Below are 10,602 nucleotides of genomic sequence, written 5' to 3'. Positions count from 1 at the left end.
CCGAAGATGCGGTCGCCGGCGTCGCCCAGGCCCGGCAGGATGTAGCCCTTGTCGTACGGTTTCCTTATGTTGCTCTGCGTATCGCCGCCGCCGGGCGCTCCGGCGACAATACGGGTCCGAGCTGTTCCCCGTTCCCGTAATCGAGTGACTGATGAGCGCCTCTTTCGTTTCGCCTGATGTGATCCGCCGCCTGTTTGCGCAGGCCATGTCCCGCATGTACCGCACCGAAGTGCCGCTGTACGGCACGCTGGTGGAACTGGTGGAGCGGATCAACGCGCAGGTGCTTGCCCATGACCCGACGCTGGCCGCGCAGCTGCAGCGCAACGACGAGCGTGCGCGGCTGGATGAAGAGCGTCATGGCGCGATCCGCGTCGGCACCGCGCAGGAGCTGGCGACGCTGCGCCGCCTGTTCGCGGTGATGGGCATGTACCCCGTCGGCTACTACGACCTGTCGGTGGCCGGCGTGCCGGTGCACTCCACCGCGTTCCGCCCACTCACCGGCGCGGCGCTGGCACAGAATCCGTTCCGCGTGTTCACCTCGCTGCTGCGCCTGGAACTGATCGAAGATGAAGCGCTGCGTGCCGAGTCGGCGAAGATCCTGTCACGCCGCCGCATCTTTACCGACGGCGCACTGGCGCTGATCGACCAGGCCGAGCGTGACGGTGGCCTGGCGCAGGCCGATGCCGAGCGCTTCGTCGAGGAAGCACTGGAAACCTTCCGCTGGCACGGCGATGCCACGGTCGACCTGCCGACCTACCACGCGCTGCACAACGCGCATCGCCTGGTGGCCGACGTGGTCAGCTTCCGTGGCCCGCACATCAACCACCTGACCCCGCGCACGCTGGACATCGACGCTGCGCAGGCGGCGATGATCGAACACGGCATGGCGGCCAAGGCGGTGATCGAGGGCCCGCCGCGCCGCGCCTGCCCGATCCTGCTGCGCCAGACCAGCTTCAAGGCACTGGAAGAGGCCGTGCATTTCCCGGGCGGCGAAGGCGGCGATGCCGGCACCCATACCGCGCGCTTCGGCGAGATCGAACAACGCGGCCTTGCGCTCACCCCGAAGGGCCGCGCGCTGTACGACCAACTGTTGTCGCAGGCCCGCGATGCCGGTGGCGAAGGCAGCACCGGCGGCGACTACGGCCAGCGCCTGCAGGCGGTGTTCGCCAGCTTCCCGGATGACCATGACACGCTGCGCCAGGAAGGCCTGGGGTATTACCGCTACCAGCTGACCGACGCCGGCCGCGCCGCGCCGGAGCGCGTGGCCGATCTTCCCGCTGAAGTGCTGGTGGCCGCCGGCCTGGCCACGGCTGACCCGATCGTCTACGAGGATTTCCTGCCGGTCAGCGCCGCAGGCATTTTCCAGTCGAACCTGGGTGGCGAAGAACAGCGCGCCTATGCCGCGCATGCCAACCGCGAGGCCTTCGAGCAGGCATTGGGCGTGGCGGTGAACGACGAGTTCGAGATCTACGAGCGGCTGCAGGCCGAATCGCTGGCGGCGCTGCGTGGGTAAACCGCTTGCCGTGGAGCCGAGCGTGGGCTCGGCTCTACAGGGATTCTGCGGAGCGGCCCCTTTGTAGAGCCGAGCCATGCTCGGCTGCACTGGGATGGAGAGTCGAGCATGGCTCGACTCTACAGAAGCGGGCCTCAGCCCTTCATCGTTCCGGTATCCAGCCAGCGCTGGTGCCACGACAACGCTTCCGGCAGCAGGTGCGGGGTGTGCTTGCCGTAGCTCTCACGGCTGGCACGGTCGAAGTAATCCTGCAACTGCGGGCGGAAATCCGGGTGCGCGCAGTTGTCGATCAGCACCTGCGCGCGCTTGCGCGGGGTCAGCCCGCGCAGGTCGGCCAGGCCCTGTTCGGTGACGATCACCGACACATCGTGCTCGGTGTGATCGACATGGCTGGCCATCGGCACGATCGCCGAGATGGTGCCGTTCTTCGCGGTGGACGGGCTCAGGAACGCCGACAGGAAACCGTTGCGGGCGAAGTCGCCGGAACCGCCGATGCCGTTCATGATCCGCGTGCCCATCACGTGCGTCGAATTGACGTTGCCGTAGATGTCCACCTCGATCATGCCGTTCATGCCGATGCAGCCCAGGCGGCGCACCAGTTCCGGATGGTTGGAGATTTCCTGCGTGCGCATGATGATGCGCTCGCGGTAGAAATCGATGTTCTCCTTGAACGTCTCGTTGGCCTGCGGGCTCAGCGCGAAGCCGGTGCACGAAGCGTAGCTCAGCACGCCATCACGCAGCAGGTCGAGCATGCCGTCCTGGATCACTTCGGTGAACGCGGCCAGGTCGCGGAAACCGCTCTTGGCCAGGCCGGCCAGCACCGCGTTGGGAATGTTGCCCACGCCCGACTGCAGCGGCAGCAGGTTCGGCGGCAGGCGGCCCTTCTTCACCTCGTGCTTGAGGAATTCGATCAGGTGCGAAGCGATCTGTTCGCTGGTCGCATCGATCGGGCTGAACGGGCTGTTGCGGTCGGGGCCGTTGGTACGCACCACCGCCACGATCTTGTCCGGGTCGCAGCGCAGCGCGGTGTCGCCGATGCGGTCGTTGGCGTTCACCAGCGGAATCGGCTTGCGGTGCGGCGGCAGCGCGGTGCCGTAGTAGATGTCGTGCATGCCGTCGACGCCGGCCGGCTGCCATTCGTTGACCTCGACGATCACCTTCTTGGCCAGGTCCAGCCAGGTCTTGTTGTTGCCGACCGAGGTGGAGGGCACCAGCGAACCGTCCTCGCGGATGGCCGAGACTTCGATCACGGCGGTATCGATCTCGCCGTAGAAGCCGAACCACACGTGCTGGGCAACGTGGCTGAGGTGGATGTCGATGTAGTCCAGCTTGCCCTCGTTGATGCGGTTGCGCGCATCCGGGTCGCTCTGGAACGGCATGCGCATGGCGATGCCATCGGCCTTGGCCAGCGCGCCATCGAGTTCCGGCGCGGTGGAGGCGCCGGTCATCAGCTTGATCTGGAAAGGGTTGCCCTGGGCATGCACCGCTTCGATGCGGCGGGCCAGTTCGACGGGAACGGCCTTGGGATACCCGGAGCCGGTAAAGCCGCTCATGGCCACGGTTTCACCGGGCTGGATCAGCGCGGCTGCGGCCTCTGCGGAGACCACGCGGTCACGGAGACGCGCGTTGGCGATGCGATCAACAGACATGACGACACGTGTTGCTGGGGGGAATTCCGATTATCGGCCATCCTCATCCGTACGGGGGGTTCTACCTTCGTGGAATGGCTTTTCCCCAGGGGCTCACCCAAACCCGTCGGTTTTGTTTTGCAGTGCAGCGTGCAAAGTGCTTTCGCAGCCCGCACGATGGCCCTGCATCCCGACGTGGGGGAGGGAGCAGAGCCCGCTGGCAGTTCGCTGCAAGCGGGCTTTTTTATTGCCTGTCGCCCAGTATGAATACGCGGCCTCCATTATCGGTAGTGCCGGCCGCTGGCCGGCAACTGCAGCAACCTTCGGCAGGATCATGGGATCTGCCGGCCAGCGGCCGGCACTACCGGGTCCGTTGCGTGCCGACCGGGTCGATACAATCAGCCCATGACCCTCGCCCCCGCTGATCTGCCCGTCTCCCTGCAGCCTCTTGTCGACCGCGCCCTGGCGCGCCTGGCCCAGGTCCTGCCCGAGCCCATCCCGGCCGACCTGCTGGCGTTGCTGACCCGGCTGGCGGTGGCCAGCGACTTCGCGCTGGACACCCTGGTGCGTCAACCTGCGCTGCTGGCGCAGCTGGCCGCGCCCGGCTGCCCGCCGATCCCGGCGCCGGTGCTCGACCCGCTGCAGCCCAGCGACTGGCCGGCACAGCTGCGGCGCTGGCGTGCGGCGATGTCCACACGGTTGATCTGGCGCGACCTTGCCGGGCTGGACGACGTGGCGCAGACCTTGGCCGGCGCCACCACCCTGGCCGAAGACTGCCTGCGGCTGGCGCTGGAGGCCCTGCAGCAGGAATTCGCCCAGCGCCATGGCGTCATCGCCGATGACCAAGGCACGCCGCAGCAGCTGGTCGTGTTCGGCCTCGGCAAGCTGGGCGGCGGCGAGCTCAACTTCAGTTCCGATATCGATCTGGTCTACGCCTATCCGCACGGCGGCGAATCCGATGGCCCGCGCGCGCTGGCCGCCGAAGAGTATTTCGCCCGCCTCGGCCAGCGCCTGGCCAAGCTGCTGGACGAAACCACCGTCGATGGCTTCAGCCACCGTGTCGACCTGCGCCTGCGTCCGTTCGGCAGCGCCGGCCGCGTCGCGCTGTCCTTCGCGGCGATGGACCAGTATTTCCAGCGCGAGGGCCGCGACTGGGAACGCTACGCGTGGCTGAAGGCGCGCGCGGTGGCCGGCGACATCGCCGCCGGTGAAGCGTGGCTGCAGACCCTGCGCCCGTTCGTGTACCGCCGCTACCTCGATTTCACCGCGCTCGATGGCCTGCGCGAAATGAAGGCCGCGATCACCGCCGAGGTCGCGCGCCGCGAGTTGCACGAGGACATCAAGCGTGGCGCCGGTGGCATCCGCGAAATCGAATTCCTGTGCCAGGCACTGCAGCTGATCCGCGGTGGCCGTGAACCGGCACTGCGCGAGCGTCGCCTGCTGGTGGCGCTGGATGCACTGGTCGCTGCCGGACAGATCGCGCCCGAGGATGGCGCCGCACTGCGCGAGGCTTACCTGTTCCTGCGCCGGCTGGAGAACCGCCTGCAGATGCTGCGCGACGCGCAGACCCACGTACTGCCCAGCGACGCGCTGGACCGCGAACGCATCGCCGTCGGCCTCGGCCATGCGGACTGGAACGTGCTGCGCGCGGCGTTGGCCGAACAGCAGCAGCGGGTCAGTACTGAATTTGCCGCGCTGCTGGCGCCGCGCAAGGGCCAGGCCGCGCCCGACGCGCTGGCCAACTACTGGCGCAGCCTGCCCGAAGGCAGCAACGCACCACTGCTGGCCGAAGCCGGGTTCCTCGATGCCAACGGCGCTGACCAGTCGCTGCGCGATTTCGCCCAGGGCACCGGCGTGAAGTCCTTGTCCGATGCGGCGCGTGCGCGGCTGGATCGCGTGCTGCCGGCACTGCTGCATGCGGCCACGCGCTCGCCACAACCCGACGCCGCGCTCAAGCGTGTGCTTGGCCTGCTGCAGGCGGTGCTGCGCCGGACCAGCTATCTCGCGCTGCTGGACGAGCAGCCCAGTGCGCTGGCGCGGCTGGTGGATGTGCTGGCGCGCAGTGCGCTGCTGGCCGAGCGCCTGGCGGCGTATCCGCTGCTGTTGGACGAACTGCTGGACGTACGCGTGTCCGGGCCGATGCCGGATGCCACCGGCATGCTGGCCGAGTGCCAGCAGGTGCTGGCGGTGGAGGATCCCGAATCCGCGCTGCGCTGGCTCAACGAGACGCGGCTGGCGCTCAGCTTCCGCATGGCGATGGCCACGCTGGATGGCCGCCAGGGCGCGGTGGACAGCACCCGGCAACTGGCTGAACTGGCGCAGGCGGTGGTGATCACCGTACTGGCGATGGCCGAAGCGGACATGCACGCCGCACACGGCGGGATTCCCGGCGGACGTTTCGCGATCATCGGCTACGGCAGCCTGGGTGGGCTTGAACTGGGCTTCGGTTCCGATCTGGACCTGGTGTTCCTGCACGACAACCCGGCCGGCGTGGATGCCAGTGATGGCGCGCGCCCGCTGGAGCCGGGCCGCTGGTATGCGCGGCTGGCGCAGAAGGTGATGGCGCTGCTCGGTGCAGTCACGGCTGCCGGGCGCCTGTACGACATCGATGTGCGCCTGCGCCCGGACGGTGGCAAGGGTTCGCTGGTGTCTTCGCTGGCCAGCTACACCGAATACCAGCGCGAACGCGCATGGACCTGGGAACACCAGGCCCTGGTGCGCGCACGCGGCGTGGCCGGTGATGCCAGCCTGCTGGCCGACTTCGAGCAGGTGCGTGCACAGACGCTGGGGCGTGAGCGCGACATGGGTGTGCTGTATGCCGACGTGCTGAAGATGCGCGGCCGTATGCGCACCGAGCTGGACCGCAGCGATGCCGCACGACTGGACCTGAAGCAGGGTGCTGGCGGCGTGGTGGACCTGGAGTTCCTGCTGCAGACCGGCGTGCTGGCGCGCAGTGCGCAGCATGCGGCGCTGCTGCAGCCTCGCGATACGCCGTCGTTGATCGATGCGCTGGCGGTTGCCGGTTTCCTGCCGGATGCCACCGCGCAGGCACTGCATGGAGCGCATGCCACGCTGCTGGACGTGGGCCTGGCCTGCACGCTGGATCGGCGCCCGCGGTTGGCGCCGACCACGCCTGCGATTGAAGACGCGTGTGCGGCGATTACGGCGGCGTGCAGAGCGGCGGCGTTGCCGTTCGGGTGATGGGTGCACCCATTAGAACAATTGCCCGGGGATGATCCGCTGTTGGTAGGTGCCGACCGTTGGTCGGCACAATCTGTCAGCGGTGATGAACTCTGATGCAGCGTGCCGACCAACGGTCGGCACCTACCGTGCTCATGTGCCATCCAAGGTTGGCACCTACCGTGCTCATGTGCCATCCAAGGTTGGCACCTACCAGAGCATGTGCGTTCAGCTGGTGGCGCGCAGCGGCGCCATCTTCCACAGCAGCGCGCGGAACGGGGCCAGCAGGCACACGCCGATCGCCAGCTTCACTGCCAGGTCGCCGGCGGCCCAGCTCACCCACGGCAGCGCGGAGCCGGCAAACGCGATCGACCAGAAAATGGTGGTGTCCACCGTCGCGCTGCAGGTGGTGGCCACCATCGGTGCGCGCCACCAGCTGCCACGGCGCAGGCGGTCGAACACGGTGATGTCCAGCAGCTGGGCCACGATGAACGCCGAGCAGGAGGCAATGGCGATGCGCGGGGTGGCCACCCAGATCGACAACAACACCGCCACCGCGAAGCCGATCCACGCCACGCGGCGCGCCGGGCCCGGGCCGAAGCGGCGGTTGATCAGGTTGCTGACCAGGAACGCGACCGGATAACTGAAGGCACCCCAGGTCAGCCAATCGTTGATCGGGTACTGCACCAGCACGTTGGACAGCAGCACCACCGCGCCCATCGCCAGTACCGCCAGCACCAGGGCGCGCGGGGTCAGCGGGGCAAACAGAGGGGCAGGACGCACGGACATGGCGAGCCAGAGGGAGAAAGGGGATCACCCATTATCCGCCCCGGCCGTGGCAAAACCAAAAACGGTCGTTCAGCTTTACAGCGCTTCACTCATCACGTCACCGGCGGCGTAGGCGGTGGGGACGTAAGCCAGGGCCTGGCCCTGCGCGCTCTTCACGGTCCAGCCGGCACCGGCCTCGGTGGGCTCGAAATGCACCCGCTGGCCGACCACGAAGGCCGCCGTCTGGTCTTCATGTACGCGCGCCGGCCAGCGCAGGGTGGCGGTCTGATCGGCCTTGTCGGGCACCTGCAGCTGTACCTGGCGCTCGCCCTCCGGCGTGGTCTCCACCTTCTTCACCTCCATCGGCGGCAGCGGCACTGCCTTGGTGCGCGTGGCCCGGCCGTTGCGTTCGCTGGCCTTGAACGGCGCCTTGGACAGTTCGGACAGGCCCGCCGATGCAGCGAGCGGCACCGAGACCACGATCAGCGAGGTGATCAGCACGCTGGCCTCGCTGCTGTTCAACTGCGGCGCGGCGCCGGCATGGACGGTGGGCACCAGCAGCGCGGAGAGCAGCAATGCAGAAGCGGGAACGCGCAGGCAACGGAACATGGAGACCTCCTGGTCAGGGGGGGGAGACGGCGGCTCAGCGCCGGGTATCGAAGATATCGCGCGGGCCGGTGGCCTCGGGCAGGTACTCCAGCGGGCGGCCCTGGTTGTCCTTCAGCTGCCAGCCCTGGTCGTTGCCGGTTGGCTCGAAATTCACGGTCTGGCCCACGGTGAACTGCACGGCCGGGTCGCCGACGCCGCGCGGATACTGCATCGATGCGGTGTTCTGCGGATCGTTGGCATCACGCAGCAGCACTTCGCGGCGGCCATCCACGGTAGTGGAGATGGCACTCACCTCCATCTGCGGCAGCTTGATCTGCTGCGGGCGGGCCAGCGGCTGGCCGGCGTCGGCGGCATCCTGCGCTTCCTTGGCCGCTGCAGCGCGGGCCGAGGCCACCATCTGCGTGGACATTTCCAGGCTTGGTCCCTGCGGACCCGGGTCGTGGATGATCACGATGCGGCGTTCGGCGTGGGCGGCCGTGGACCAGGCCAGGCCGGTGACGATCACCATCGACAACACAGAGGTAAGCAGCGGACGCATGTCGTTCTCCTTGCGGGATTCAGGGCGTGGCGGCAGTGGCACCGGCCACCGGCACATGGGGGATCACCAGTTCCTGCTGCAGCTGGCTGCGCTGGTGCAGGAAGTCGAACACCGATTCCACCGTCACCACCGAATAGTTGCCGGAGATGCGTTCGCCGGCTGGATGGTCGGTGGTGGTGGCGTTGGCTACGAACAGGCGCGCACCCACGCGCTTGCCGAGGCCGATATGCAGCACGCTGGGCTGGTACTTCTGCTGGCGCAGCCACTGCTGTGCCTGTTCGCGCTTGACGATGGCCGGCGCGCCTTCGGCCTGCGCCATCGCCGCCGCCAGCACCTCCAGCACCCACTGGTTGGAGTTCTGGTAGTCGGTGGCGAACGGGTAGGCGACCACGTTGTAACTGGTTTCGTGCAGCGCCTTGGGCTGGATCGAGGGCGGCACCAGCATCGCGCGCAGCGCTGCACGCAAGGGGGCCGACGGCACGCCGATGCGCAGGTCGGTATGGCCGCCGCTCTCGCCGACGAAGTTGCCGAGGCCCTCGTGGTACAGCTGCGAGCTGTCGGTCTTGCAGCGGTTGAGCAGGTGCATCGCGCGCCAGCGGCCGTCGTCCTCGCGCAGCAGGAAGGCCAGGTGGCTGTGGCGCAGGCCGTAGCGGCTCAGGTCCTGGCCACCGCGCGCGGCCACCACCACGTCCACATCGGGCAGCGCGTCCAGGCGTTCGGCGGTGGTCCAGGCCACGTCCAGCATCGCCGCCTGCGACGCCACGCTCGGGTAGCGCTCGCGGCAGGCGGTGCTGTCGGCCCAGGCCGGTGCGGTCGCCAGTAGGCTGGCGATCAGCAGCGTGGCACGGGGCAGGCGGGCAAAACGATCCATGTCGGTACCTTCAGCGGCGGGCAGGCCCGCGCGCCGATCATACGCTGCTCAGCGCAGCGGGCGATCCACGCCCTTGCGCTGGAGTTCCCTGTCGCAGGCATCGCTGATCGGGGCGATCGGCAGCGGCGGGCGCTCGCCCGTCTTCGGATCGCGCAGCGCCGGCTGCTCGCGGTACGCGTCCAGCTGCTGCTGGCACTGATAGGAGATCGGGTCCAGCTCGGTGGGCGCGGTGGAGCAGGCAGCGAGCAGGGCCAGCGGCAGCAGGAGCAGGGTGCGCATGAAGACGTTCAGCGTGATGGGGGAAGCTGGACTCTAACCGCACAGTCGGATCGAAATGTTCAGAAAATGCTGGGCGATCGGGTAACGGCGGGCCATGCCACGTCGCGGGGCTTGGGCCGCTGCGCGGTAGAGTCGACTATCGCGCGCAGCGCGGGGTTTTCAGCGGTATCGCCAACAGCAGTCGACTAACAGTCGACTCTACAACTCCTTCGCTGGTTTCCCGGGCTCTTGCGAAAAGCCAAGCCGCGCTTTCACTTCCGCGGCCACCCGCGCAGTCTCGCGCAGTGGTTCGATGCGGTCGTACTGCCAATCCAGCCAGTGCGCCTGCAACCGCCCGCGCTCGCGCAGCTGCTGCTGGAAGCGGGCCAGCCGGCCCTGCGCGGTCTCGGCCAGCGCCACCATCACCGGCATGCGCGTGGCGCAGGCTTCAGAGAGCAGGTTCACCGAATCGGGCGAGACCACCACGCGGTTGGCCCAGCCGAGCAGGCCACCATAGGGATTGGTACCGTCGCCACCATCGCCCCAGATCACGTGCGGCAGGTTGGCGAACTTCGCGCGCAGGATCTCGGCCAGGGCCGGCGGCGTGCGTCGCGAGGTGGTTGCCAGCAGGCTGCCGCCTTCATTGCGGATCTGCTCGGCCAGCGCCTGGAATACGCCGACCATCGCGGTCTCGTCCCACGGTGCCAGCGGCGTCGGCCCACCGACCAGCAGTGCGGTGCGCGGGCCGGGCAGGGTGCTGAAGCCGGCGAACGCGGCGCGGCCCCAGGCCAGCCAGTCGTCGTCCACCGGGTTGAGGCTGCCGAGCAGGGTGAGCACGTTGCTGCCACGCAGGGCATCGTGTTCGGGCACCACCACCACGTCCCAATGGCGGGCGCTGATGCGCGGGTCGAGGATCTGCACCACCTGGCTGCCGCGTGCGCGCAGCACGCGCAGGGCACCGGCGGCCTGGCGGCCACAGCCGATCGCCAGCGCCGGGGCCTCGGCAGCCAGTGTCGCGAAGGCCTCGCCATAGCCATTCACATCGCCGGGCAGGCGCCGCGGCGACAGCCAGCGCCAGGGTGCGCGCGGTTGCAGGAGCAGCGGTCGGTGGGTGCCCTGGCGCAGTGCCGAGGCCAGCGCGACCGCCTGGCGGACATTGCCCGCACGGCCGTCGGTGACCGTCCATGGCGCGCTCGATCGTTTCACCATTGGCATTAATTCGTTTCAGCCCTGCTGG

9 protein-coding genes are annotated in these 10,602 nt (G+C 68.3%); 2 read left to right on the top strand and 7 right to left on the bottom strand.

Features of this window, described 5'->3' with window-relative positions:
- Window positions 1-151 precede the first annotated feature (151 nt).
- Complete coding sequence (hglS, locus tag ACTXG9_RS15595; protein WP_456115827.1) at window positions 152-1,513, top strand: 2-oxoadipate dioxygenase/decarboxylase HglS; 1,362 nt, start codon at window positions 152-154, stop codon at window positions 1,511-1,513.
- Between the two features lie 134 nt (window positions 1,514-1,647).
- Here hglS and ACTXG9_RS15590 read toward each other — a convergent pair whose 3' ends face one another.
- Window positions 1,648-3,162: an acetyl-CoA hydrolase/transferase family protein gene (locus ACTXG9_RS15590; RefSeq protein ID WP_005407828.1), complete on the bottom strand. Its 1,515-nt coding sequence runs from the start codon at window positions 3,160-3,162 to the stop codon at window positions 1,648-1,650.
- A gap of 384 nt (window positions 3,163-3,546) precedes the next feature.
- Here ACTXG9_RS15590 and glnE point away from each other — a divergent pair, with 384 nt between their 5' ends.
- Entirely contained in the window at window positions 3,547-6,342 is a 2,796-nt protein-coding gene (gene glnE, locus ACTXG9_RS15585; protein ID WP_456115826.1) for a bifunctional [glutamate--ammonia ligase]-adenylyl-L-tyrosine phosphorylase/[glutamate--ammonia-ligase] adenylyltransferase, read from the top strand.
- A 207-nt stretch (window positions 6,343-6,549) separates the two neighbouring features.
- Here the strand turns inward: glnE and ACTXG9_RS15580 are convergent, their stop codons facing one another.
- From ACTXG9_RS15580 to ACTXG9_RS15555, 6 genes are all read right to left on the bottom strand, one after another.
- Complete coding sequence (locus ACTXG9_RS15580; protein ID WP_019662191.1) at window positions 6,550-7,110, bottom strand: queuosine precursor transporter; 561 nt, start codon at window positions 7,108-7,110, stop codon at window positions 6,550-6,552.
- A 75-nt stretch (window positions 7,111-7,185) separates the two neighbouring features.
- On the bottom strand, window positions 7,186-7,698 hold the full coding sequence (locus tag ACTXG9_RS15575) for a hypothetical protein (RefSeq protein ID WP_019662190.1): 513 nt from the start codon (window positions 7,696-7,698) through the stop codon (window positions 7,186-7,188).
- A gap of 34 nt (window positions 7,699-7,732) precedes the next feature.
- Window positions 7,733-8,236 (bottom strand): hypothetical protein, encoded by a 504-nt coding sequence (locus tag ACTXG9_RS15570; protein WP_031269949.1) that lies wholly within the window; start codon window positions 8,234-8,236, stop codon window positions 7,733-7,735.
- A 19-nt stretch (window positions 8,237-8,255) separates the two neighbouring features.
- Entirely contained in the window at window positions 8,256-9,107 is an 852-nt protein-coding gene (locus ACTXG9_RS15565; RefSeq protein ID WP_456115825.1) for a DUF2145 domain-containing protein, read from the bottom strand.
- 48 nt (window positions 9,108-9,155) lie between these two features.
- A complete protein-coding gene (locus ACTXG9_RS15560) occupies window positions 9,156-9,386 on the bottom strand; it encodes a hypothetical protein (protein ID WP_005415044.1) in 231 nt (76 codons plus the stop codon).
- Window positions 9,387-9,584: 198 nt separating this feature from the next.
- Entirely contained in the window at window positions 9,585-10,574 is a 990-nt protein-coding gene (locus ACTXG9_RS15555; protein ID WP_456115824.1) for a mitochondrial fission ELM1 family protein, read from the bottom strand.
- Between the last annotated feature and the right edge of the window lie 28 nt (window positions 10,575-10,602).

The sequence above is a fragment of the Stenotrophomonas maltophilia group sp. LNF247 genome (assembly GCF_054083135.1).
The sequence above is the reverse complement of the archived record's forward strand: the minus strand, read 5'-3'. Positions and strand labels throughout refer to the sequence as shown.

Excerpts from the sequence above, each read along its gene's own strand:
- hglS (WP_456115827.1), top strand. The coding sequence starts at position 152 with ATGAGCGCCTCTTTCGTTTCGCCTGATGTGATCCGCCGCCTGTTTGCG.
- ACTXG9_RS15590 (WP_005407828.1), bottom strand. The coding sequence starts at position 3,162 with ATGTCTGTTGATCGCATCGCCAACGCGCGTCTCCGTGACCGCGTGGTC.
- glnE (WP_456115826.1), top strand. The coding sequence starts at position 3,547 with ATGACCCTCGCCCCCGCTGATCTGCCCGTCTCCCTGCAGCCTCTTGTC.
- ACTXG9_RS15580 (WP_019662191.1), bottom strand. The coding sequence starts at position 7,110 with ATGTCCGTGCGTCCTGCCCCTCTGTTTGCCCCGCTGACCCCGCGCGCC.
- ACTXG9_RS15575 (WP_019662190.1), bottom strand. The coding sequence starts at position 7,698 with ATGTTCCGTTGCCTGCGCGTTCCCGCTTCTGCATTGCTGCTCTCCGCG.
- ACTXG9_RS15570 (WP_031269949.1), bottom strand. The coding sequence starts at position 8,236 with ATGCGTCCGCTGCTTACCTCTGTGTTGTCGATGGTGATCGTCACCGGC.
- ACTXG9_RS15565 (WP_456115825.1), bottom strand. The coding sequence starts at position 9,107 with ATGGATCGTTTTGCCCGCCTGCCCCGTGCCACGCTGCTGATCGCCAGC.
- ACTXG9_RS15560 (WP_005415044.1), bottom strand. The coding sequence starts at position 9,386 with ATGCGCACCCTGCTCCTGCTGCCGCTGGCCCTGCTCGCTGCCTGCTCC.
- ACTXG9_RS15555 (WP_456115824.1), bottom strand. The coding sequence starts at position 10,574 with ATGGTGAAACGATCGAGCGCGCCATGGACGGTCACCGACGGCCGTGCG.